Raw genomic sequence first — 24,005 nt, 5'->3', positions numbered from 1 at the left:
ATTTTTTATTGGGGATCAACAGGAGGTGTCGGCACGGGCCAGCATCAGACTATGTCGCGATTCGCCAACAGACGCTCAAGGTAGCGGGATTTCATCTGCCGACCGGCCATGAGTTGTTTGATGCCGGGCAGGCGCAGGACGACGCCGAGGATGGCCGCCATCAAGCGGTGGCTGAAAAGGGCCTCGGTATCGAAGATCAGGTGCTGCAGTTTGCCCCGCTCGATGGCCATCAGCACGATTCGGTGGGCGGTATTGACCGGAGTTACCATCCGCTGCGGCCGTGGCACCAGTTTTATGGAGGCGGCGGGACAGGAACGGACGCAGATGCCGCAGCCCAGGCAAATGTCTTCATCGACCGACGCGATCCTTGCCGCAGCTGGGGTATTCCCGGCTGCAAGGGACACGGCACCCATGGGGCAGATTCCGGCGCACCGGGCGCAGCCGCTGCATGAAGCGCTATCCACCCGCGGAATGAAGTTGGTGGTGAAGAGGGGACGACCGATGGCCAGACGGCGCACGGCAATCAGCCCCTCGCAGCAGCAGCGGCAACAGTTGCAGATGAAATTGACCCCCTCCCGCACGTTGTCGGCGCATTGGAGGAGGTTGAGAGACCAGGCCTCCTGGAGCAGGTCGAGCCCCTCGGCTGCATCGATCTGCCTTGCGGTGCCATGGCGGATCAGGGAGGCAGCAGCACCGTTAAGGGTCATGCAGTTGCCGAGTGGTGCATCGCAGGCGCGCCCCAGGTGGCTCATCTTGTGCCGACAGTAACAAAGGCCGACTGCAATATGCCCGGCACTGCGGATAATCTCGCTTGCCCGTTCGTAATCGAGGACAACGGCGGCACTCTCCGCATCCAGGGCCGGTTCGCTGACCAGAACCCGGCCGAGCTGTGTTTCCCCCCCGGCAAAGAGGTCGCGGATGAAGGCATCCTCCACGTTCAGATATTGATGAAAGAGGCTGCTAAGTGTCTGCTGATCAAGGTCGGAGCGGACCCGCATCAGTGAGAATTCGAAGAACCCGGCCATGGGGGGTGGCAGCACATAATAGGTCGTCCCCTCCCGCTCCACATCCAGGAGCAGGGACCGTCCGGCAAGCTCATCCAGTACCTGTGCCGCCTTTGCCTCCTTCATCCGCCAGAGCCGTGCTGCCTTGGTCGCCGTTACCGGCCGGAGGGGCAGACGGGCCACGAGAGCGGCATCCTCTTCGGTAAATACGAGCGAGAGTATGCGAAAGAGCAGATCTGATGGAGGTGCCCCCTGGGGAAAGCGGTTCAGGCGGCTCGCCAGTGCCTGGTAGGGTCCCTGTGGCCGATGGTGGGACATCAGTTTTTGATCTCCGACTCCCGGGCTTTGGTGTAGAGCATGCGGATCAGCTCGTATTCGAAGGGGGAACCGGACTCGAAGTAGCGAAACTTGATCTTGTGGCGCATATCCACCAGGTACATGCTGTCGAAGGCCAGCTGCCAGTCCCGGTGATGCTCGAAATTGAAGGGGTCCGCCAGGGTAAAGCCCCCCACGTCGCCGGCAAGGCCGATGGTATCCCGGAGGTTGGATGGCCCGACAAAGGGGAGAACGATGTAGGGTCCGGCACCGGCGCCGTAATAGCCCAGGGTCTGGCCGAAATCCTCCCGCTGCTTGTCGATCTTCCACTGAGTGGCCGGATCGAACATACCCCCCAACCCCAACGTGGAATTGATGACGATCCGGCTGAAGGTCTTGGCGGTGCATTTCGGCTTCAGCTGCAGGATGCAGTTGGCCAGAGTGTTGAGCTCGGAGACATTGTTGAAGAAGTTGGTAAAGCGGTCCTGGACGAAGACCGGGGTGATGAACTCGTAAAAGTGGACCACTGACAGGAAGACATAGTTGTCCGCATAGTAGTTGAAGCGGTAGACCCCCCGGTTGAAGCGCTCCATGGGATCGTAGATATCCAGTGGATCGTCCTGCCGCTCCGTTTCCACAAACTCGTCCAGGGTGTGCCGCGGCGGGATTTCGGCCGGCATGGTCTGTGGCGTAGCGCAGGCAGCCAATACCCCGAACAGGAGCATGGCCGTTGCACTTCTGATAGCGGCGACCATGTGCCTCATTGCTTTGTCTCCGTGACACCGAAAAATGCCAGCATATCCGCCACATTCTCCCGATAGTCGATGTTGCCCAGGTGGCCCCCCAGCGGATAAATCCTGACCCGGTTGCCGAAAACCCCGGTCAGGTACTCCAGGTCTCCCGGCGCCAAAATCATGTCGTCGGCGTTGACCATCACACCGATCTTGTTCGTTTGCCTCAGATAGGCATCCAGGCTTTTGATGCTGTCACTGGCAATGAGCGCCTCTTTGGTCATGCCGGGATAGCGGGCCTGGAAAAAGGGAAAAAAGAACTCGTCGAAGAACTGGCTAAAGCTCAGCCGCAACCCTACTTTCAGGTACTCGGTGGTGGGGTCCGTGGGGCTGAGAACCTTGTTTTTCGGCACCAGGTAGCCTCGGTTGTTCATGATGTCGGCCGTCACCATCATGTTAGCCGAGACGAGCCGGAAGGACAGGCCTATCAGAGCTGCCATCTCCCGATCATCGGGCTTTTCCTCCTCGAATACCTGGTAGAGCACGTCGTTGTTGAAGTCCAGTGCCTCCATGCCGCGATACATGCCGGCAAACTTGGTCATCACCTGGTCCACAAAAGGGTTCAGCCCGGCGATGCCGCCGGGAAGGTTGTCCAGCAGCATCCGGTCAAGAACCATAATCGAAGTATATAGACTCACCGGCGGGTTGATCATCAAGACTTTCCTGAAGTTGAAGCCTTTGATCTCCTCATCGAGGTTGGCCACAAAGGCCGCATCCACTGCCCCGAGGCTGTAGCCGGTGAGAAAGAAATCCGAAACATCGGACCTTCCGTCCAATTCCTGCCAAACCCTGGTCATGGCCCGGTACAGGTCACGGGCATCATCGGGGACGTAGCCCGGAACGCCGGTCATTGACGCAGTCACCATGAAATTGGGGTGGGTCGGCGAAGAGAGGCAGATGACATGGAAACCCGCCTTGTAAAAGGCCCGCTGGAGAATATGAGTGGTGGGCGAATTGTAGCTGGAACCGGCAGCGGCAATAATGAACATGAGCGGCGCCTTGTGTCCCTGCATCGCCACCGAGTATTTCATCCGGTTCTGGAACCAGAAGATGGGAGGGACCTGGCGACCCTCGATTATCTTGATCTCCTTCTGCTTTTCCGGCACAGCCACCTTCAGGTCCGCCTTGTAGGCGGTCGGGGTCCCGGCGATGGTGGCAATATAGGGATTTTTGACCGGATAGTCATAGGCAGCGGCAGTGAGGGTACCAATGACCGAGAACCACGCGATCAGGATAAGCAGACGCCCCCCCATGCTCCCTCCTAAATTAGATGAAGATAATTAAAACAATACCCTAATCCGTTTTCCTGTCAACGAGCGTTTGTGCCGTGCCGGTTCCCGCAGTTCCGCCAGCCAGGGCAGGTTCCGGAAGCTGCCAGCCTCCCCCCAGAGCCCTGATCAGGAGGATGCTGGCGGTCATCAGGCGGCCGTGGACCTCGACCGCGTTTCGCCTGCTGGTCAGCTCGGCGGTCTGGGAGACCAGGACGTTCAGATAACTGGCGGTGCCCGCCTTGTACTGGTTGGTGGTAATGACAACCGCCTGCTGGGCCGCACGCACCGCCACCTCCAGTGCCTTTGCCTCGTCCGCCAGTATGCGCAGGGCCGCCAGATTATCCTCCACCTCCTGAAAAGCCGTCAGCACCGTCTGCCGGTAGCCGGCAACGGTGCCCTCGTAGGCCGCACGGGCCTGGTCGGTCTGGGCGCTGCGGAGAAAGCCGTTGAAGATGATCTCCGAGAGTCCGGCTCCAATGGACCAGAACCGGCTCGGCCAGGCGAGCCAATCGGCGATGCCTCCCGACTCAAAACCGCTGGAAGCAGTCAGTTTCACGGTCGGAAACCAGGCCGCCTCGGCAATGCCGATCTGGGCGTTGGCCGCGGCCATGCGCCGCTCGGCTGCGGCTATATCCGGGCGCCGCTCCAGAAGTTCCGAAGGCACCATCAGCGGAATGTCCGGCGGTAGCCGGTCGAGGGGGGCCGGGGCCAGGCTGAATTCAGAGGGGGCTGCCCCGATCAGGAGGGCAATGGCATTTTCCAGCTGGGCTCGCTGCACCCCCAGGTCCAGCAGCTGGGCCTGGGTAAATGCCAGCTGGTTCTCTGCCTGGAGCACGTCAGACTGGGCGATAACTCCCGCACCATAGCGGTTCCGGGTCAGCTGGAGTGTCTTGGCGTAGTAATCGACCGTCGTCCGCAGCAGTAACTGCTGTGCATCGACGGCGCGCAGTTGAAAATAGGCCTGGGCCAGTTCCGCCTGGATGCTCAGCCGCACGCCGGCCAGGTCCGCCGCCGTTGCCTGGGCCGTGGCACTGTTGGCCTCCACAGACCGACGGACCCTCCCCCAGATGTCCAGCTCCCACGAAAGGTCCATGGGCAGTGAATAGATCGTGCTGTCGCCCGCCGCGCTTCCCCGGGTAGTGCCCACCCCCCCCAAACGGCCAGATGGATGTGTGCGGGTGACGTTGGCTCCCAGGGTGGCGGTGGGGTAATAGCCGGCCCGGGCAACCTGGACCAGGGCCCGCGCCTGGCGGAACTGGGCCTCGGCTATTTTCAGGTTCTGGTTATCCACTGCAACCCGCTCCTCAAGGGCGTTCAGTTGCGGGTCGTGATAGAGTTCCCACCAGCGCTCGTTCAGTTCCCCGGCCGTGGGCTGGGCGGTCTTCCAACCCTTTGTCCCTTTCAGTTGGGTCGGTACCGGCGCGGCCGGCCTGACGTAATCGGGACCAATGGAGCAGGCTGATAACAGGAGCAAGAGCGGGAAAAAATGTATCAGCTGGTAGGTTCTCTTCGTCTGCGCCATCGCTCATCCCCTCCCTTTCGGCGGGATCATGCCGAATCTCTTACTGCATGTCGTTTTTTAAAGGCTCGCCTGGCCGAAACCCACAGGCGCAGGCGGTCCAGGTGGAGATAGACCACCGGCGTCGTGTATAGAGTCAGCATTTGGCTGAAAATCAGGCCGCCGACAATGGCCAGACCCAGAGGGCGCCGCAATTCGGAGCCGACGCCGGTACCGAGGGCCAGGGGCAGGGCCCCCAGCAAAGCGGCCATGGTCGTCATCATGATGGGACGGAAACGGAGCAGGCAGGCCTGGAAGATGGCGTCCTCCGGCCGCTTCCCCTGCGTCCTTTCCGCATCCAGGGCAAAATCGACCATCATGATGCCGTTCTTCTTGACGATACCGATCAAGAGGATGATGCCGATCAGGGCGATGATGCTAAGATCCGTCCCCGTCAGCATCAGCGCCAGCACCGCCCCCACCCCCGCCGAAGGCAGGGTTGACAGGATGGTGACGGGATGGATGTAGCTCTCGTACAGTATGCCGAGGACGATGTAGACCGACACCAGCGCCGCCAGGATAAGCAAGGGCTCGTTGGCCAGCGACGACTGGAAAGCCTGGGCCGTTCCGGAAAAGTTGCCCCTGATGCCCACCGGCATGCCCATTTCCCGGGTGGCAGTCTCGATGGCGGTCACCGCCGTCCCCAAGGAAGCTCCCGCAGCCAGATTGAAGGAAAGGGTGATGGCGGGAAACTGACCCTGGTGATTCACCGCCAGCGGCGTTGCCCGGTTTTCCAGCCGGGCAAAGGCAGCGATCGGCACCTGGCTTCCCCCCGGCGCCGTCACATAAATGTCCTTCAGGGATTGGGGGCGCTGTAGAAAGGAGGGCGCCACCTCCATGACCACGTGGTACTGGTTGAGCATTGAGTAGGTGATGGCCACCTGACGCTGTCCGAAGGCATCGTAGAGGGCGTTGTCGATGGTCTGGGAGGTGATGCCGAGACGGGAGGCTGTGGCACGGTCCACGTCCAGCGTCACCTCCTGGCCCCGGTCCTGCTGATCGCTGTTGACGTCGGTTAAAAGCGGCATTCCCCGCAGCTTCTGCAGCAACTGCTGCCCCCAGCGGTTCAGTTCGGCCAGGTCATTCCCCTGCAAAGTATATTGGTAGAGGGCATTGCTGGCTCTGCCGCCAATGCGCAAGTCCTGGACCGGCTGAAGAAAGGTCGGAGCACCCACCACCCTGCTCAGTTTCCGCCGCAGTCTGCCGATCACCTCGCTCGCCGTCGCCCGCCGTTCGGCAAATGTCTTGAGGGCGACAAACATCCGCCCGCTGTTGGTGGCGGCTCCTCCCCCTCCCCCGCCGCCGGTGAAACCGATGACATAATCCACCTCCGGGTCCTGCCTGATGATCTCCACCACCTGCAAAAGCTTCTGCTCCATGGCCTGAAAGGAGATGTCCTGGGCAGCCTGGATGTTGCCGTTGAGCCTGCCGATGTCCTGCTCGGGAAAGAAGCCCTTGGGCACCAGCACAAAGAGGAAGATGTTGGTCGCCAGCGTCATGATGAGAATAAGCAGCATCAGCTTCGAGTGCCGCAGGGCCCAGCGCAGGCTCACTTCATAGCGGGCATGCATCCAGCTGAACAGCCCTTCGCTCATCCGGTACAACCACCCGTGCCGCGCTTCCCGGTGCGGTTTCAGGATGAATGCGCACATCATCGGTGTCGTCGTCAGGGAGACGACCATGGAAACGGCAATGGCCGTCGAGAGGGTCACGGCGAACTCGCGAAAGAGCCTGCCGACCATTCCCCCCATGAGCAGGATGGGAATGAAAACTGCCACCAGCGACAGGCTCATGGACAGGACGGTGAAAGAAATCTCCCTGCTGCCGGAAAATGCCGCCTGCAACGGCGTTTCCCCCATCTCACGGTGGCGGATGACGTTTTCCAGAACGACGATGGCGTCATCGACGACGAAGCCGGTGGCGATGGTCAAGGCCATGAGGGAGAGGTTATCGAGGGAATAGCCGCACAGGTACATGACGCCGAAGGTGCCGATGATGGACACCGCCACCGCCATCGCCGGAATCATCGTCGCCCGCACGTTGCGCAAAAACCAGAACACCACCAGAACGACGAAGATTGCCGAGATGATCAGGGTCAGCTCCACATCCCGTAGCGAACCACGGATGGGTGGAGAACGATCGAGGACCACGGACAGTTGCACCCCCCCCGGCAGAGCTGCCTCCAACTGCGGCAACAGGGAGCGCACATTGTCCACCGTCTGGATGATGTTGGCACCCGGCTGGCGGAACATGATCACCATCACGGCCGGTTTGCCGTTCACATAGCCGGCTGCCCGGATATCCTCAACCGAGTCGGTAACCGTTGCCACGTCCTTAAGGCGCACAGCCGCACCATTACGGTAGCTGATGACCAGGGGAAGGTACTGCTCGGCCCGGCGCAGCTGGTCATTTGTTTCGATCTCAATGGTGGTATTCCCGTCCATCAACTGACCCTTGGGGCGGTTGGCATTGGTAGCGGCGATACCCCCACGAACCGTCGCCAGGCTGATGCCGTACCTGCTCATGGCCAACGGGTTGAGTTCGATCCGGACCGCCGGCAGCGAGCTCCCGCCGACAAAGACCTGGCCGACCCCCTCCACTTGGGAAAGGCGCTGCTGGAGGATGGACGAGGCAGCATCGTACATCTGCGGCTTTCCAACAGTGTCGGAAGTGAGGGCGAGGATAAGAATGGGGGCATCGCTGGGATTGACCTTGCGGTAGACCGGGTTGTTCGGCAGATTGGGAGGGAGGTCGCCCCGGGCGGCATTGATGGCCGCCTGCACATCCCGGGCAGCGCCATCGATATTGCGATCCAGCTCGAATTGCAGCGTGATACTGGTGGAGCCGCGGGAACTGGTGGAGGTCATCTCCGTCACCCCTGCTATCCGCCCCAGCTGCCGCTCAAGCGGTGCGGCAACCGAAGTTGACATGGTCTCCGGATCGGCCCCGGGCAGGGATGCGGAAACGGCAATGGTGGGAAAATCCACCTGTGGGAGCGGCGAAACCGGCAGCAGGCGGAAGGCAATTGCCCCCGCCAGGACCAGTCCCACCGTCAGGAGGGTCGTCGCCACCGGCCGGCGTATGAACGGCGCCGAGATGTTCATGTTTTTAACCCCTCCTGTCCTCCCCTTTATCAAAGGGGAGGGACGCTGGTTCCGAATCCGGCACAGGGTTCCCCCTCTTAGGTAAGAGGGGGTCAGGGGGAGTTACATGCTCCTTCTTCCGCCGCCGGGCCAGGCGGTCAAAGGCCAGGTAGATGACCGGCGTGGTGTAGAGGGTCAAAACCTGGCTGAAAATGAGCCCGCCGACGATGGAAATGCCCAGCGGCCGGCGCAATTCCGAGCCCACCCCGTGCCCCATGGCCAGTGGAAGGGCGCCAAGCAGCGCCGCCATGGTGGTCATCATGATCGGCCGGAAACGAAGGAGGCAGGCCTGGTAAATGGCATCCTCCGCCCGTTTCCCCTCCTTGCGCTCCGCCTCCAGGGCAAAGTCAACCATCATGATGCCGTTCTTCTTGACGATGCCGATGAGGAGGATGATGCCGATAATGGCGATGATGTTGAATTCGGTGCCCGTAAACATCAGGGCCAGCACAGCCCCCACCCCGGCCGAAGGGAGGGTGGAAAGAATCGTCACCGGATGGATGTAGCTCTCATAGAGGACGCCGAGGACGATATAGACGGTGACGAGCGCCGCCAGGATCAGGAGCGGCTCGTTGGCCAGCGAAGCCTTGAATGCCTGTGCCGTCCCCTGGAACATACCCTGCATGCTGGCCGGCAGCCCCATGCACCGGACCGCCGCCTCGATCGCATCCACCCCCTTGCCCAGGGAAACACCCGGCGCCAGGTTGAAGGAGGCGGTTATGGCCGGGAACTGCCCCTGGCGGTTGATGACCAGCGGGCCGACCGTCCGCTTGATGCGGCTGAAGGCCTGCAGCGGCACCTGGCCGGGCACCGGGCCCGCAACAGAGGGGATCCCACTGCGCAGGTAGACATCCTGAAGATTGTCGGGGTCCTGCCGAAATGCGCGCTGCACCCCGAGAATGACCCGGTACTGGTTCAATTCCGTGAAGATAGTGGAGATCTGCCGCTGACCAAAGGCGTCGTAGAGGGTGTCGTCGATCTGCTGGGTGGTGATACCGAGACGGGAGGCGGTGGTGCGGTCAATTTCCACCGCCACCCGCTCTCCCCGGTCCTGCTGATCGCTGGTCACGTCGCGCAGTTCCGGGACCAGGCGCAGCTTTTCAACGACCAGGGGGGCAAGGCGGCGCAGCTCCTCAGTGTTGGGATTCTCCAGGGTATACTGGTATTGGGTGCGACCGGCATTCACATCAACGGTCAGGTCCTGCACCGGCTGGAGAAAGACGGCAATACCCTCTGCCCTGGCCAAATGAGGCTGCAGCCGTTCGATGACCTCTGCCGCACTAATGCCGCGCACATCGAGGGGTTTCAGGTTGATAAGGATTCTGCCGCTGTTCAAGGTGGCGTTGGTTCCATCAATACCGACGAAGGTAGAGAGGCTGGCGACGGCGGGATCCTTGAGAATCAGCCTGGCCAGCTGCTGCTGCCGTTCAGCCATGGCGGCAAAGGAGATGGACTGGGGAGCCTCGGTTATCCCCTGAATGAAGCCGGTGTCCTGGATGGGGAAAAAGCCCTTCGGCACCAGCAGGTAAAGGACCACCGTCATGACCAGGGTCACGGCGGCCACAAACAGAGTGGCCGTCTGCCGGGCGAATACCCAGTGTAGTGTGCGGCCATAGGCGGCAATGACCCTGTCGAAGAAGTGCTGGGAGGCCCGGTAAAATCGTCCCTGACGCTCCTCCGGCACCTGCTTCAGAATGCGCGCACACATCATCGGTGTCAGGGTCAGGGAGACCACCGCCGAGATAAAGATCGTCGCCCCCAGGGTGACGGCAAATTCCCGGAACAGCCGCCCGACCACGTCCCCCATGAAAAGGAGCGGGATCAGAACGGCAATGAGGGAAACGGTCAGCGAGATTATGGTGAAGCCGATCTGCTGGGCACCCTTCAGGGCTGCCTGCAGGGGGGGCTCGTCTTCCTCCACGTAGCGGGCGATGTTCTCGATCATGACGATGGCATCATCGACAACAAAGCCGGTGGAGATGGTCAGGGCCATGAGGGTCAGGTTGTTGAGGCTGAAGCCGAGGAGATACATGACGCCGAAGGTGCCCACCAGGGAAAGGGGAACGGCGACGCTGGGGATGGTGGTAGCCGGCAGGTTGCGCAGAAAGAGAAAGATCACCAGCACAACCAGAAAAACCGCCAGCATCAGTTCGAACTGGACGTCGCGGACCGATTCGCGGATGGTGGTGGTCCGGTCGGTAAGGAGGGAGACCTGCACCGCCGCCGGCAGTGATGCCTGCAGCTGGGGGAGCAGTCTTTTGATGCGGTCCACCACCTGAATGACATTGGCCCCCGGCTGTCGCTGGATGTTGAGGATGACTGCCGGCGCAGTGTTCATCCAGGCTGCCTGGTTGACGTTTTCCACGTCATCGACCACCTCGGCCACATCACCGAGAAAGACCGGCGCCCCGTTTCGGTAAGCCACCACCAGCGACCGGTACTGCCGGCTGGTCAGGAGCTGATCGTTGGCCCCAATGATGAAAGACTGGCGGGGGCCGTCGAAGGCACCCTTCGCTTGATTCACGTTACCGGAGACAACGGCGCTGCGCAGGTCCTCCAAGGTCAGGTTGAAGGCAGCGAGGGTGATGGGATTGGCATGAATCCGAACCGCCGGACGCTGCCCGCCACTGATGGTCACCAGCCCCACCCCCGGCAGCTGTGAGATCTTTTGGGCGAAGCGGGTATCGGCCAGGTCCTCCACCTGGGGAAGCGGCATGGTTGCCGAGGTCAGGGCCAGGGTCATGATCGGTGCATCGGCCGGGTTGACCTTGCTGTAAACGGGAGGCACCGGCAGGTCGCGGGGAAGAAAGGTGAACGAGGAGTTGATGGCCGCCTGCACCTGCTGCTCGGCCACATCCAGGCTCAGTTCAAGGGTAAATTGCAGGGTGATGACCGAGCTGCCGCTGGAACTGGTTGAGGTCATCCGGGCGAGGCCCGGCATCTGCCCGAACTGTCGCTCAAGCGGTGCCGTCACCGATGAGGCCATGACCTCTGGACTGGCGCCGGGATAAAAGGTTCGCACCTGAATAGTCGGATAATCCACCTGGGGAAGCGCCGACACGGCCAGTTGCCTGTATGCGGCGGCGCCGGCCAGGAGAATTGCGAGCATGAGCAGGATCGTCCCCACCGGCCGCTGGATGAAGAGGCGGGAGATGCTCATTTACTTTTTCCCATGGCCGCCACTGCGCACCTCCACCCTGCTTCCTTCCTTGAGCCGCTCGGCGCCATCCACCACCACCAGCTCCCCTGCCTTCAAGCCCGCTTCGATCGCCGTCTCCCCCTCGCTGGTGATGCCGGTTTGCACGTGGCGCAATTCAACCGTTTTGTCCCCCCGGACGACGAAGACGAATATTCCCTGCGGACCCCGCTGGATCGCCGCTGTGGGAATGGCGATCACCCCCCTTCTGACGTCGGCAAGAACACGGGCATTGACGAACTGGTTGGGGAAGAGCATCCCTTCTTCATTGGGGAATACTGCCCGAAAACGAACCGTACCGGTCGTAGGATCCACCTGGTTATCGATGGTCAAAAGTGTCCCCTCGGCCAGCTTGTGTTTCTGCTCACGGTCGAAAGTCTCCACAGGGAGACGTGCCCCCTTCTTCAGCTGGGCCAGAACGGGAGCGATGCTGTCTTCGGCAATGGGGAAAACGACGGTGATCGGCTGCAGCTGGGTGATGACCGCCAGTCCCGTGGTATCCGAGCTGTGGATGATGTTGCCGGCGTCCACCAGGCGCAAACCGACCCTGCCGCCAGCGGGGGCGGTGATACGGCTGTAATGTAGCTGCAATCGGGCATTTTCAACCTGTCCCCGGTCGAATTTCAGCACCCCCTCCAACTGACGGACCAGCGCCTCCTGGGTATCCAGCTGCTGCCGCGGGATGGAGTTCTCCTGCCAGAGGATCCGGTAGCGGGCCAGATCGAGCCGGGCGTTCCTGAGCTGCTCCCGGTCCCTGGCCATCTGCCCCTCTGCCTGGAGCAGCTGCGCCTGAAAAGGTCTGGGGTCGATGGTTGCCAGCAGTGCTCCCTTTTCGACCATCTGCCCTTCACGGTAGTGCACCGCCATCAACTGGCCATCGACCCGGCTTCTCACCGTAACCGTGCTGACCGGCGTTACGGTTCCCAAACCATCGAGATAAATTCCCATATCGCGAACAAGCGCCGGCATTGCCACGACCGGTGTCGGCGGCGCCGGCCGTTTCCCCTTTTCCCGAGCAGCCTGCTTCGCCTGCTCGTAGCGGAAGAAGATGACCACCCCGACCAGCACCACAATGAGCATCAGCCATCCCCACCGATGCCTTCTCTTTTTCTCCGGACGCGGCTCTTTCCGCAGATCTTTTCGCTCCTGTATGGCCATGGCGGTCACCTTTCCGCTGCCGTGGGTTGCACCAGCTCACCGCCGGTCATGCCCGGTCTGGGATTGAGGACAACCTGCTCCCCTTCCCTGACCCCCTGGTTCAGGCGCACCTGCTTACCGTCACTGTCGCCGACCACCACCGGGCGCAGGGTCACCCGCTTGTCCCGGCCAACGACCACCACGAATGGTCTTTCTCCCTGCATGTGCAATGCTTCGACCGGTACCGCCACCGCCGGGGGCAAGACCAGATCGATCTTGACCTGGACAAAGCCCCCTGGGGGAATTTTTCCCGATCTGTTATCCAGGTCCAGTTCAACAAGCATGGTTCTGGTCTTCACATCGAGCTCGCCGCTGATTCGGCTGACCTGCGCGGCCACCTGGCTGCCGGGCCGTGCCGCATCGGCGATCAGTCCTTTATCGCCCACTTTGACGAAGGCGGCGCTTTTCTGGTCGAGATAGATGTAGACACGCAGCCGGTCCGTTCGAGAAATGGTCGCAATCGGCTGGGCCGAGGTCTGGGAGCTGGCGGCGGTCTGGAGCAATGCTCCCGGATCGACGAAGCGGGCGGTGACGGTACCGGCAAAGGGGGCACGAACTACCTGATACCCTTTCTGGGTCTTGAGGCTTGCAGCTGTCGCTTCGGCAATCCGGGCCGCGGCCTCAGCATTCTCTGCATCCTGAGTAGCGATGGATGCTGTTGTTGCCAGTGTCGCAGCCCGCGCCGCAAAAATTCTCTTGTTGCGGGCATCCGCCACCGCCGCCTGGTACTGGCTGTCCAGTTCCGGCGATTCCAGCACCGCCACCACCTGGCCCGACCGCACCTGGTCCCCCTTGTCCACCGTTATTCTTGCCAGATAGCCGCTGATCTTGGGAAACAAGGTGACGGAGGCATAGGGTCGGGCTTCCCCGGGCAGCTCAAGGCTGCGCCCCGATGGGGCACGCCTGGCCGTTGCCACCTGCACATGGGGGCCTGCTTGCAGCTCGCCGCTGCGCCGCGCCGCTTCGTTCTTGGTCAGGATATAACGCCTGATGAATAGAACAAGGATGATGACCACCGCCACGGTGATGATCAAGGCCGCGACCAGGTAGAGCCTCCTGCTGTGGGGCTGAAATTCCTTTTCGCTCATTGGTGCCTCGCTGCCTCGTGTTCGCCCCGTTCGGCGGCGGCAAAGCGCTCATCCAGCAGATGTTTGACCGGCATTTCCCGGCGAAGCAGCGTATAGATGACCGGCACGACAAAAAGGGTCATCAGGGTCGCAACCACCAGCCCGCCGATGACCGCCCTGCCCAAGGGAGCGTTCTGTTCCCCCGCCTCACCCATGGCCAGGGCCATGGGAATCATGCCGATAATCATCGCCAACGCCGTCATCAGTACCGGCCGCAACCGGGTCTTTCCAGCCTCCAGCACCGCCTCAAGGGGACCGAGGTTTTTCTCGATGCGCAGATCATTGGCAAAACTGACGAGCAGAATGGAATTGGAGGTGGCAATCCCCACCGCCATGATGGAACCCATGAGCGATTCCACGTTGATGGTGGTGCCGGTCACGACCAACATCCAGAGGATACCCGCCAGCGCCCCGGGAACGGCGGTCATGATGATGAACGGATCGAGCCAGGACTGAAACAGCACCACCATGAGGAAATAGACGAGGAGCGTCGCCAGGACCAGCCCCAGCCCGAGGCTCCTGAAGGAATGGGTCATGACTTCGTTCTGGCCGCGGACGGTGACCTTCGTCCCGGCGGGAAGTTTGCCCAGCCGCCCGATCTCCCGGTTGATGTCTGCCACCACCGACCCCAGATCCCGCCCCTCCACGCTCGCCTCCACATCCAGCACCCGCTGCACCGTGTAGTGGTTGATATTTTCCGGGCTGGCACGATGGGAAACCAGAGCGAGGTTGGCCAGGGCCTGGGCCGGGATCTGCGGCACCTGGGCCGGGGCGGGGGGCGAGGCCGGTTGGAGAATGGCGGTCCCTGCGGCAGGGGTCACCGGCAGGCCGATCAGGGTATCGAGATCGGCCTGGTAGCGTCGGGGAATCTGGACGGCAACGGTATAGTTGACGTTGTTTGCCGGGTTGAGGAAAAAGGAGGGGGCGATCAGAGTACTGGAGGACAGGGAGATGAGGGCATTGGTTGCCACATCCCGTTCCGTCATCCCCAGCCGGGCCGCCCTGCTGCGATCCACATCCACCTGGATCGCCGGGTAATCAAGGACCTGGTTCAGGTGCACATCGGCAATACCCGGAATCCCTCGCAGAGCATTCTCCATCTTGCGGGCATAATCGGTGGACCGGGCGAAATCGGTCCCCTCTATCTGCACATCGATGGGAGAGGTCAGACCGAAGTTGAGCACCTGGGTGACGATGTCAGCCGACTGAAAATAAAAGGAGCAGCCGGGGAATTTCACCGGCAACACCTCCCTGAGCCGCCGGCGGAAAACAGCGGTCGGTGAATGCCCCTCCTTCAGGGAAATGAGGATTTCCGCGTCCATGCCGCTGATGTTTTCCGTCTGGACGAAGGCAAGATTGTAAAAGGTCGGCACGCCGATCATGTTGTTGATGGTCTCGATCTGTTTTTTCGGAATCTGCCGCCGGATCTCCTCCTCCACCCGTGCCACCAGCTTTTCCGTCTCCTCGATTCTGGTACCGGAAGGGGCCCGGAAGTGAAGCTTCATCAAGCCCGCATCGACGGTGGGAAAGAAATCGGTGCCAACGATGAAAACGAGACTGATACTGACCAAGCCGAGCAGTGCGGCGGAGAGAAGGGTAAAACAGCGGTGGTGGAGGGCTGTTGCCAGGGCGCTGCTGTAAGCATCGTTGAAACGCCGGAAATGACGGTCGCGGAAGTCATTGAAGCGCCGCCCCATTCCCGCCAATCGCCCCGACCTCACCTCTCCCCCATGGTGCTCAGCCGCCATCAGCATCCGGGACAGCACCGGCACCAGGGTCCGTGAAAGGAGGTAAGAGGCGAGCATGGCCGCCACAACCGAAAACGCCAAGGGGGTAAAGAGATATTTGGCCGGACCGGTCAGGAGCACCACTGGAAAAAAGACGATGCAGATGGCCATGGTGGCAACGATGGCCGGCACGGCAATCTGCTGGGCGCTGGTCAGCACCGCCTGGGTCAAGGGGAGTCCCAGGGCGCGGTTGCGGTGAATGTTTTCCACCTCGACGGTGGCGTCGTCCACCAGCATGCCTATGGCGAGTGCCACCCCGCCGAGCGTCATGATGTTGATGCTCTGCCCGGCCAGGTTGAGCGCGACAAATGCGGTCAAAATGGCCAGGGGAATGGAGGTCGAGACGACGATCATGCTGCGCCAGCTGCCGAGAAATAATAGGATCATCAGCGAAACGAGAACAGAAGCAAGCACCGCCTCCCGAACGACGTTGGCAATGGCACCCCTGACAAAGAGGGACTGGTCGAAGTCGATCTTCAGCTCCAGCCCCTTGGGAGCCGTCTCCCGGATGCCGGGCAGCGCCTCCCTGGTGGCATCCACCACCGCCAGCGTCGAGGCGTCGGCATGCTTGAGAATGGCCAGGTAGGCGGCACGACGGCCGTTGACGTGGACAATATTCACCTGTTCCGCGTAGCTGTCGGATACCTTGGCCACATCCCCAATGTAGACCGGTGCATTGCCAACCACCTTGATTGGAATCGATTCGAACTGCTCCAGTGCCCGTGGGCTTGAATTGAGGAGGACGTTATAGTCCAGCCGGCCGATGCGGGCGGTACCGGCGGGGATGATGACATTGGAGGTCTGGAGGGCAGTTACCACGTCTGCCGGGGACAACCCACGGGAAGAGAGGGCACCGGGATCGATATCAATCATGACCTGCCGGTTCTTGCCACCGAAGGGGGCCGGGGTCGACAGCCCCGGGATGGTGAAGAGGCGGACGCGAATGAAGTTGAGGCCATAATCGAATATTTTTTCCTCGGGGAGGGTCTTGCTGAACATGGTCAACTGGGCCACCGGCACATTGGAGGCATTGAACTGGATTATGGTGGGGGGTTGCGTACCGGGGGGGGCAATGCGGAGGAGAGTGCTGGAAACGGACGAGATCTGGGAGATGGCAGCGCCAATCTCGGTCCCCGGCTGAAAATAGACCTTCAAGAGGCCGATTCCTGGGATGGACTGGGATTCGATGCGGGAGATGCCGTTGACCGTTGTCGAGTAGGCACGCTCGCTTATGAGGACGATGCGCCGTTCCATGTCTTCCGGCGAGAGTCCCGGATAATTCCAGACGACGACCACCACCGGAATATTGATCACCGGAAAGATGTCCACTACCATCCTGCTCATGGACAGGACGCCGAGCACCAGCATGAGAAGCGCCATGACGGCCACCGTGTAGGGCCGTCTGAGCGCCAGTCGCACGATCCACATGGCCTGGACCCCAGTAAGAGGCTTGTTTCAGGGATTAGGGAACAACAGGGATGAGAATGGCAAATAAATTAATTTTTATTTATTACATTGTACCGTGAGAATGTTCTTTGTCATTGGGGGTGATGACGGCAGGATCGGGGGGAAGAAGGGTCATCGCTGCATCGCAGCTGCCAGAACCGGATGAATGATCGCCCCGGCCCTGGTGTTTACGGCCCCGGCAAGCGCTGCATCCGCCTTCAGTGCTTCATCTATTCCCATCTGCGCCAGTTTCCAGATATAGGGCAGCGTTGCATTAGTCAGGGCCAGGGTCGAGGTCCAGGGATAGGCGCCGGGCATATTGGCAACGGTGTAGTGAATGACGCCTTCTTCGGAGTATATGGGATCGTCATGGGTGGTGGGGTGGCTGGTCGCCGCGCATCCCCCCTGGTCGATGGAAACGTCCACCAGCACCGCACCACGTTTCATAGTCCGCAGCATCTCCCGCGAAATGAGAAGCGGCGTTCTTCCCCCCGGCACCAGCACCGCACCGATCACCAGGTCGGCACTCCGGATCTCCTCCTCCAGGACTCTGGCGTTGAGCACCAGCGTCTTCAACCTCCCGGCATAGAGTTCCTCCAGGGTCTGGAGGCGCTCCACGCTACGATTGAGGACGGTGGTGTCCATGCCGAGACCGGTGCAGATCCGGGTGGCATTGGCTCCCACGACCCCGGCTCCCAAAATGAGTGCCCGTGCCGGTTTCACCCCCGGCACGCCGCATGGCAGGACGCCGGTCCCACCATCCGATTTGTGCAGGTAAAATGCCCCCACCAGCGGCGCCATCCTCCCTGCAACCTCGCTCATGGGGGTCAAAAGAGGGAGCGTCCCGTCCTTTTCCAGGGTCTCGTAACCGATGGCGATGATTTCCTTTTCCAGGAAGAATTGCAGCAGGGGAACGTTGGGGGCCAGGTGCAGATAGGTGAAGAGCACCTGCTCATGGCGGAATAGTGGAAATTCTTCTGGGAGCGGTTCCTTTACCTTGACGATGAGAGCGCTGCGCTCGAAGAGCTCCTCCCTGCCGCAGATTTTCGCCCCTGCCTCCAGATATGCCCCATCGTCGAAACCACTTCCGGTACCGGCCCCCCCCTCAACCAGGACGGTGTGGCCACTCCGCACCAGTTCCGCTGCACCGGCAGGGGTAAGGCTGATCCGGTACTCATGCCGTTTGATCTCCTTGGGTATCCCTATTATCATGCCATCCTCCTCTGCACTGCAGATTCCATCGTATTCGCACCATTCTATCCCACAACCGCCCTTTCGCAACCCCTGGCCCGGGTCGGCCTCCGCCTGCCGTAGCGGTTGTTTGACTTAGATTTTGCCCCGAGTACAATTAAATTAACCATGATTAATCAAAAGGAGAAAGCTCCGATGCCCCCGAATCTATTCATCCTGGGTCCCCTGCTGTTTCTTTTCCTTGCCGGTTGTGCGACGAACAAGTCGGTTACGGAGCAGATCCAGCCGCTATCGCACCGGATCATCCAGCTGGAACAAAAGGTGACCTCCCTGGAGAAACAGTTGAACGACCAGGACCAGAAGACGACCCTGTCGTTGCGGAATAGTGAAGCGGCACGTAACGGTGCGGAAGCAGTCAAAACTTCGCTCATCAATACGGAAAAGGGGGCACAGGACTCTGCAGCCCGTGCCGAGGCTGCTGCGGCAACTTCCGAATCAGCTGCCACCAGGGCGGAAAGCGCGGCAACCCGGGCGGAAGAGGCCGGTGCACGCGCCGTCAAAGCCTTTGAGCTCGAACAACGCAAATAAACGGGCCGCTCAGAACAGGAAGCAAGGGAAAACGGCGGGAGATCGGTTAGCGGATGTCCCGTTGTTTTTTTCGAGCTCGGGATATCTCCCTGGCCACAGTCCTGGATATGCCCCATGAACCCCGTGGCCCGAATCCTCATCTTCGCCGCGATCATGGAGGCTATCCTGCTCTGCCGGACTGTACCGGCCAGGACTTTTTTCCACGACGGCAACTGTATCGGCCTTGTCAATCTGTACCGGGTGCTGCCCGGCGAGTCCCTTGTGGAAATTGCGCGCGCATTCAATCTGGGTTTCAACGAGATTGCCGATGCCAATCCTGGCGTGGATCCGTTCATCCCTCCTCCCGGCGTCGCAATCGTGTTGCCGTCCGCATGGATCCTTCCCCGGTCGGCGATCCAGGAAGGAATTGTCGTCAATCTTGCGGAGATGAGACTTTATCTCTTCCTGCCGGGAGCCCGCAGAAAGGTCATGACCTTTCCTGTCGGCATCGGCGAAGCAGGTCGGGAAACGCCGCTTGGCTCTTTTTCGGTAATGGAAAAGCTGATCGATCCGGTCTGGCATGTGCCACCGTCGATCCGCCGTGAAAAGCCGGAACTTGAGAAAACGGTTGCGCCTGGCCCGGAAAATCCCTTGGGAGCCCGCGCCTTGCGCCTTTCAGTGAAAGATTTGCTGATCCATGGCACCAATCGGCCATGGGGCCAGGGAAGACGCGTGAGCCACGGGTGCATCCGCCTTTACCCAGAAGATATCCTGCAATTATACGATGCGGTACCGGTCGGAATCAAGGTCACCATCGTCAGCCAGCCGGTAAAGATCGGCAGCGGGGGAAGCAGAATATACGCGGAGATACACCGAGCCGAGGGCACCGACTACCTTGCCCAGGCACTGGCTTTGCTCGATGAAGAGGGACTTCTCGGGCGGATCGACCTGCAGAAACTGAAGGTCGCCATCTACCGTAAAGAAGGCATCCCCGTGGATATATCCCGGTAAACAGCTAAAACTGGCAAGGGGTCGGTATTCAAAACTTTTGGAGGCAGATCATGCTCAAATGCAGACTGGCCGTTATTCGCAGAGTATCTTTTCTGGTTCTGACCATTCTCGTGCTCAGCACCTCCCAGGGAGGTTGCGAGAGCAGGAACAAACCCGAGGTAAACAGCTCTCTGCCCTCTTTTGCCGATATTGCGGCAAAGGTGAAACCGGCGGTAGTCAATATCAGCACCACCTCGACCGTGAAAGTGCCTGCCAATCCCCTGGAGCAGTTTCTCGGTCCTAATGACGACAGCCCCCTGGGGGAATTTTTCAGACGCAACTTCGGCGAAAACGGCGATCGGGAAATGAAGCAACAGAGCCTGGGGTCCGGCTCCATCATAAACAAGGACGGCCTGATTCTGACCACCAACCATGTGGTGGATAATGCGGAAGAAATAAAGGTGAAGCTTTCCGACGGTCGGGAGTTCAAGGCCAAGGTTATTGGCAGGGATGCAAAAACGGATCTGGCCCTCATCAAGATCGCCTCCCCCTTTGAAAACCTGCCGGTCATCTCCCTGGGCGATTCCGATAAGATGCGGGTCGGCGACTGGGTCATCGCCGTGGGCAACCCCTTCGGCCTGGAGGAGACCGTCACCCACGGCATTATCAGCGGCACGGCACGGGTCATCGGTTCAGGCCCCTATGACAATTTCCTCCAGACCGACGCCCCCATCAACCCCGGCAACAGCGGTGGCCCCCTGGTCAACCTAACCGGGGAAATCATCGGCATCAACACCATCATCGTCTCCGGTGGCCAGGGGCTCGGTTTCGCGGTGCCCTCCACGCTGGCATCGTCGGTTGTCGACCAGTTGAAAGAGAAAGGGCGGGTGATCCGTGGCTGGGTCGGCGTCAGCATCCAGAACGTCAGTCCATCCATAGCGAAAGCCTTCGGCTTGAAAGAATCAAAAGGTGCCCTTGTCGCCGATGTCATAGCTGGCAGCCCTGCAGACCGAGCCGGGCTGAAAAGTGGCGACATCATCACCTCCTTCGATGGTAAGGAAATAAAAACCGCTAACGATCTGTCCCGTATAGTGGCAGGGACACCGGTCGGCAAGGAGATCAGGGGATCGGCCATCCGCAACGGCAAGGAGACCGAATTCAGGTTGAAGGTGGAGGAGCTCACCGAGGAGCGGACGACACCCAAGGCTTCCTCACCACTTCAAGGCTTCGGCATGAAGCTGGAAGACATGACGCCGAAACTGAAGGAACTGTTGAAAACGCCTGAAAAAACTGGGGTGGTGGTCGTTGATGTGGAACAGGGGAGTATTGCCGAAGATGCCGGAATCAAACCGGGCGACGTGGTCAGGGAAGTCAACCGCAAACCGGTAAAAAACCTGGCTGAGTACCAGGCGGAAGTGGACAAGATCAAGAAGGGAGAACCGGTCCTGCTTTTGCTCAAGAGAGGAAAGCAGACCTTCTATATCAGCATCGACCGGTCATGAGTACCGACCCGAAGCGGATTGAGGGTCCGTAGCCTAATGGTGTGCGGCGCGCGGCAAAGACCAGTGGTAGCGGATGGCGAGGAGACGCAGCAGGATAACAGCCAGTGCAGCAATGACTGAGGCGTAATTGTCCGGCAGCGTCGTAAAATGCAGCAGGTAGAGCAGTGCACCGCCCACCACACAGGCGGAAGCATAGACTTCCTTTTGGAGAACCAGCGGGACGTGAGTCGAAAGCATGTCGCGCACCATGCCCCCTGCTATGGCGGTCATGACCCCCATCATGACACAGCCGATGAATTCCATGTGGAAAGCAATGGCCTTGCTGGTGCCGATGACGACGAATGTGCCCAGCCCCACCGCGTCGAAATACAGCAAGGGATGGTGGAGCATGTCGAGACTGCGATGGAAGAGAAAGACGGCGAGCGATATGCAGAGTGAGAGATAGAGGTAGGTCTCGTTCTTGAAGATGAAGGGAGGAGTGTCACCCAGGAGGAGATCGCGGATGGTGCCGCCTCCTGTAGCAGTCACCAGGCCGAGGACAAGGACGCCGAAAAGATCCATATTGCGGCGCACTCCGGCCAAGGCACCAGAGGCCGCAAAAGCGGCAGTGCCTAAAAGGTCGAGAGCATAGAGCAGATTCATTCCGGCTCCTTCCAGAGAATTCATGGCTACGGAAGATGAGGCTACGGTTTGTGTTGCTAATTGTTGCTAAAAGAAAAGGGCTGACAAATTTGTCAGCCCTTTTGTATGGCGCGCTCGGAGAGATTCGAACTCCCGACCCCAAGATTCGTAGTCTTGTGCTCTATCCAGCTGAGCTACGAGCGCATTATCCTAGCCTGCAGGGACGAAATCCTGCAGGGTAAAGCCGTAACGGGGGTGCTGAAATGCGTGGGTCGTCGGATAGAGGGTAAAGAGCCATCCCTTGAAGATCTCCTTGCCGTTTTCTATGACACGCACTTGTGCAGCCGGGTTTTTCGGCTCGTTAGACTGGGAGGTAAGCGTCGTCCCTTCCATGACGAACTGGGGCAGAAAGTTATCCACCTTGATAGTCAGGTTTCCACCAGGAAGGGTCACCTCGGAACCGATGTTCACGGTATAAACGGTATCCTTCTTGGTCGTCTTATCCGTAACGGCTATTTTGACCGCTTTCCACTTGCCCTTGACACTGTTCGGAACAACTACCGTTGTTTGTTTTTTTGTCACCTGCCCTTGCGGGGCTGCCGTTTCGCCAGGCTTTTTTTCCTCTTGTTTGGAACAGCCGACCAAAGCGACTATTGCCATGAGGGTAAAAATTACCGATTTCAGTACTGTATTCACATAACCTCCAATCGAAGCATCAAGCATCCCACTGATAAGTGGCGGAGAGAGAGGGATTCGAACCCTCGATACCGGTTTCCCAGTATACTCGCTTAGCAGGCGAGCGCCTTCGACCTACTCGGCCATCTCTCCTTAAAATCGGTTCTACGTTTTATGTTCGATGTTCCAAGTTTTTTGCTTTAACAGGGATACTTAGGACTCCCGAACTTAGAACCTGTTTTGCTGGCGGAGGAAGTAGGATTCGAACCCACGGAACTTTCGTTCAACGGTTTTCAAGACCGCCGCCTTCAACCACTCGGCCATTCCTCCGGAAAGCTAACCTATCTTTTCGGCACCGCCCATGTATGGCCTGAGCGCCTCCGGTATTACCACGGAACCATCAGCCTGCTGGTAGTTCTCCAGAATGGCCACAACCGTTCTGCCCACTGCCAGCCCGGAACCGTTGAGGGTGTGGACGAATTCCGGCTTGGCTTTTTCATCCTCCCGGAAGCGTATGGAGGCTCGTCGCGCCTGAAAATCTTCAAAATTGCTGCAGGAAGATATCTCGCGGTAGCAGTCCTGTCCCGGCAGCCATACCTCAATATCGAATGTCCGGGCAGCCGAGAAACCGATATCGCCGGTGCAGAGATCGACCACCCGATAGGGTAGCTTCAGCAGCCGCAATACCTCTTCAGCGTTGTCCAGAAGTTTGTCCAGCTCGGCGTAGGAATGATCGGGATGAACGAACTTGACCAACTCCACCTTGTTGAATTGGTGCTGGCGGATCAGTCCTCTGGTATCCTTGCCGTACGAGCCGGCCTCCTTGCGGAAGCAGGGGGTGTACGCAGTGTAGCAGAGCGGCAGGTCCGAGCCCTTAAGTATCTCGCCGCGGTGAATGTTGGTTACCGGCACTTCCGCTGTCGGGATCAGAAAATAATCAACCTCTCCCAAATGAAAGAGGTCCTCCTCGAACTTCGGCAGCTGGCCTGTCCCGGTCATGCTTTCCCTGTTTACCATAAAGGGCGGAAGCATTTCAAGATAATTGTGGCGCCCCGTGTGAAGATCGAGCATGAAATTGATCAGTGCACGCTCCAGGCGTGCGCCCAGCCCCTTGTATAGGGTAAAACGCGCACCCGTCAGCTTGGCACCCCGTTCGAAATCCAGGATATCCAGTGCTTCACCGATCTCCCAATGGGGCTTCGGCGTAAAATCCATCCGGGGCTTTTCCCCCCAGACCCTGATCTCCACGTTGTCCGCTTCCGAAGCACCGACAGGTGTTGCCGGGGAGGGCACGTTCGGCACAGTGAGGAGGAAGTGCTCCAGGGTCTCTTCCACCCCCTTCAGCTCTTCATCCATCCCTTTGATCCGCTGTGACACCTCACGCATCTCGGTAATGCGATCCTGGGCCTGGCTTTTGTCCTTGATCCGGCTGATCTCTTCGGAAACCTTGTTGCGTAAAGCCTTGAGAGTCTCGGTCTGCTGCAGAAGCTCGCGCCTCTGGGAATCCAGCTGCCGGAACCGCTCCAGGTCGATACCCGTACCGCGGGTTTTCAGGCGAGTTTCCACCAGCTCCAGGTGTTCGCGAATATATTTGACGTCCAACATGGGCAAAGGCCTTTACAAT

16 protein-coding genes and 3 tRNA genes are annotated in these 24,005 nt (G+C 59.8%); 3 read left to right on the top strand and 16 right to left on the bottom strand.

Features of this window, described 5'->3' with window-relative positions; all coding sequences use genetic code 11:
* Positions 1-44: 44 nt before the first annotated feature.
* From ML541_RS08035 to ald, 10 genes are all read right to left on the bottom strand, one after another.
* Positions 45-1,322 carry a 4Fe-4S binding protein gene (locus ML541_RS08035; protein ID WP_243372178.1) on the bottom strand — a complete coding sequence of 426 codons (1,278 nt, stop codon included), beginning with the start codon at positions 1,320-1,322 and terminating at the stop codon, positions 45-47.
* Entirely contained in the window at positions 1,322-2,083 is a 762-nt protein-coding gene (locus ML541_RS08030; protein WP_243372177.1) for a VacJ family lipoprotein, read from the bottom strand. The genes ML541_RS08035 and ML541_RS08030 overlap by 1 nt, the downstream gene beginning before the upstream one ends.
* Entirely contained in the window at positions 2,080-3,363 is a 1,284-nt protein-coding gene (locus ML541_RS08025; protein WP_243372176.1) for an alpha/beta fold hydrolase, read from the bottom strand. Before ML541_RS08025 ends, ML541_RS08030 begins: the two co-directional genes overlap by 4 nt.
* A 40-nt stretch (positions 3,364-3,403) precedes the next feature.
* Entirely contained in the window at positions 3,404-4,903 is a 1,500-nt protein-coding gene (locus ML541_RS08020; protein WP_243372175.1) for an efflux transporter outer membrane subunit, read from the bottom strand.
* 26 nt (positions 4,904-4,929) lie between these two features.
* Positions 4,930-8,043, bottom strand: a complete 3,114-nt coding sequence (locus ML541_RS08015; protein WP_243372173.1) for a multidrug efflux RND transporter permease subunit — start codon at positions 8,041-8,043, stop codon at positions 4,930-4,932.
* A gap of 4 nt (positions 8,044-8,047) precedes the next feature.
* Complete coding sequence (locus ML541_RS08010; protein ID WP_243372171.1) at positions 8,048-11,242, bottom strand: multidrug efflux RND transporter permease subunit; 3,195 nt, start codon at positions 11,240-11,242, stop codon at positions 8,048-8,050.
* Entirely contained in the window at positions 11,243-12,436 is a 1,194-nt protein-coding gene (locus ML541_RS08005; RefSeq protein ID WP_243372170.1) for an MdtA/MuxA family multidrug efflux RND transporter periplasmic adaptor subunit, read from the bottom strand.
* 5 nt (positions 12,437-12,441) lie between these two features.
* A complete protein-coding gene (locus ML541_RS08000; protein WP_243372169.1) occupies positions 12,442-13,563 on the bottom strand; it encodes an efflux RND transporter periplasmic adaptor subunit in 1,122 nt (373 codons plus the stop codon).
* Positions 13,560-16,817 carry an efflux RND transporter permease subunit gene (locus ML541_RS07995; RefSeq protein WP_243372168.1) on the bottom strand — a complete coding sequence of 1,086 codons (3,258 nt, stop codon included), beginning with the start codon at positions 16,815-16,817 and terminating at the stop codon, positions 13,560-13,562. The genes ML541_RS08000 and ML541_RS07995 overlap by 4 nt, the downstream gene beginning before the upstream one ends.
* Before the next feature lie 150 nt (positions 16,818-16,967).
* Positions 16,968-18,047, bottom strand: coding sequence for an alanine dehydrogenase (ald, locus tag ML541_RS07990; protein ID WP_243372167.1), 1,080 nt, complete (start codon positions 18,045-18,047; stop codon positions 16,968-16,970).
* A 174-nt stretch (positions 18,048-18,221) separates the two neighbouring features.
* On the opposite strand from ald, the gene ML541_RS07985 reads away from it, so the two are divergent.
* The 3 genes from ML541_RS07985 to ML541_RS07975 all read left to right on the top strand — a co-directional run bounded on the left by ML541_RS07985 (position 18,222) and on the right by ML541_RS07975 (position 21,085).
* Positions 18,222-18,614 carry a hypothetical protein gene (locus ML541_RS07985; RefSeq protein ID WP_243372166.1) on the top strand — a complete coding sequence of 131 codons (393 nt, stop codon included), beginning with the start codon at positions 18,222-18,224 and terminating at the stop codon, positions 18,612-18,614.
* 114 nt (positions 18,615-18,728) lie between these two features.
* The gene (locus ML541_RS07980; RefSeq protein ID WP_243372165.1) at positions 18,729-19,604 is read left to right on the top strand and encodes a L,D-transpeptidase family protein; all 876 of its coding nucleotides are present in this window, start codon (positions 18,729-18,731) and stop codon (positions 19,602-19,604) included.
* 50 nt (positions 19,605-19,654) lie between these two features.
* Entirely contained in the window at positions 19,655-21,085 is a 1,431-nt protein-coding gene (locus ML541_RS07975) for a DegQ family serine endoprotease (RefSeq protein ID WP_243372164.1), read from the top strand.
* A 33-nt stretch (positions 21,086-21,118) separates the two neighbouring features.
* Here ML541_RS07975 and ML541_RS07970 read toward each other — a convergent pair whose 3' ends face one another.
* The 6 genes from ML541_RS07970 to serS form a co-directional block, all read right to left on the bottom strand.
* A complete protein-coding gene (locus tag ML541_RS07970) occupies positions 21,119-21,727 on the bottom strand; it encodes a trimeric intracellular cation channel family protein (RefSeq protein ID WP_243372162.1) in 609 nt (202 codons plus the stop codon).
* 106 nt (positions 21,728-21,833) lie between these two features.
* Positions 21,834-21,910, bottom strand: a tRNA-Arg gene (locus tag ML541_RS07965).
* A 6-nt stretch (positions 21,911-21,916) separates the two neighbouring features.
* On the bottom strand, positions 21,917-22,402 hold the full coding sequence (locus tag ML541_RS07960) for a DUF2155 domain-containing protein (RefSeq protein WP_243372160.1): 486 nt from the start codon (positions 22,400-22,402) through the stop codon (positions 21,917-21,919).
* A gap of 39 nt (positions 22,403-22,441) precedes the next feature.
* Positions 22,442-22,534, bottom strand: a tRNA-Ser gene (locus ML541_RS07955).
* 91 nt (positions 22,535-22,625) lie between these two features.
* Positions 22,626-22,711: transfer RNA gene (locus tag ML541_RS07950), tRNA-Ser, on the bottom strand.
* 6 nt (positions 22,712-22,717) lie between these two features.
* A complete protein-coding gene (gene serS, locus ML541_RS07945) occupies positions 22,718-23,986 on the bottom strand; it encodes a serine--tRNA ligase (protein ID WP_243372158.1) in 1,269 nt (422 codons plus the stop codon).
* Between the last annotated feature and the right edge of the window lie 19 nt (positions 23,987-24,005).

The organism is Geotalea sp. SG265, assembly GCF_022808985.1.
In the GTDB taxonomy this organism is placed as follows: Bacteria; Desulfobacterota; Desulfuromonadia; order Geobacterales; family Geobacteraceae; genus Geotalea.
The sequence above is the reverse complement of the archived record's forward strand: the minus strand, read 5'-3'. Positions and strand labels throughout refer to the sequence as shown.

Coding starts and splice junctions, on each gene's coding strand:
- ML541_RS08035 (WP_243372178.1), bottom strand. CDS start 1,322: ATGTCCCACCATCGGCCACAGGGACCCTACCAGGCACTGGCGAGCCGC.
- ML541_RS08030 (WP_243372177.1), bottom strand. CDS start 2,083: ATGAGGCACATGGTCGCCGCTATCAGAAGTGCAACGGCCATGCTCCTG.
- ML541_RS08025 (WP_243372176.1), bottom strand. CDS start 3,363: ATGGGGGGGCGTCTGCTTATCCTGATCGCGTGGTTCTCGGTCATTGGT.
- ML541_RS08020 (WP_243372175.1), bottom strand. CDS start 4,903: ATGGCGCAGACGAAGAGAACCTACCAGCTGATACATTTTTTCCCGCTC.
- ML541_RS08015 (WP_243372173.1), bottom strand. CDS start 8,043: ATGAACATCTCGGCGCCGTTCATACGCCGGCCGGTGGCGACGACCCTC.
- ML541_RS08010 (WP_243372171.1), bottom strand. CDS start 11,242: ATGAGCATCTCCCGCCTCTTCATCCAGCGGCCGGTGGGGACGATCCTG.
- ML541_RS08005 (WP_243372170.1), bottom strand. CDS start 12,436: ATGGCCATACAGGAGCGAAAAGATCTGCGGAAAGAGCCGCGTCCGGAG.
- ML541_RS08000 (WP_243372169.1), bottom strand. CDS start 13,563: ATGAGCGAAAAGGAATTTCAGCCCCACAGCAGGAGGCTCTACCTGGTC.
- ML541_RS07995 (WP_243372168.1), bottom strand. CDS start 16,817: ATGTGGATCGTGCGACTGGCGCTCAGACGGCCCTACACGGTGGCCGTC.
- ald (WP_243372167.1), bottom strand. CDS start 18,047: ATGATAATAGGGATACCCAAGGAGATCAAACGGCATGAGTACCGGATC.
- ML541_RS07985 (WP_243372166.1), top strand. CDS start 18,222: ATGCCCCCGAATCTATTCATCCTGGGTCCCCTGCTGTTTCTTTTCCTT.
- ML541_RS07980 (WP_243372165.1), top strand. CDS start 18,729: ATGAACCCCGTGGCCCGAATCCTCATCTTCGCCGCGATCATGGAGGCT.
- ML541_RS07975 (WP_243372164.1), top strand. CDS start 19,655: ATGCTCAAATGCAGACTGGCCGTTATTCGCAGAGTATCTTTTCTGGTT.
- ML541_RS07970 (WP_243372162.1), bottom strand. CDS start 21,727: ATGAATCTGCTCTATGCTCTCGACCTTTTAGGCACTGCCGCTTTTGCG.
- serS (WP_243372158.1), bottom strand. CDS start 23,986: ATGTTGGACGTCAAATATATTCGCGAACACCTGGAGCTGGTGGAAACT.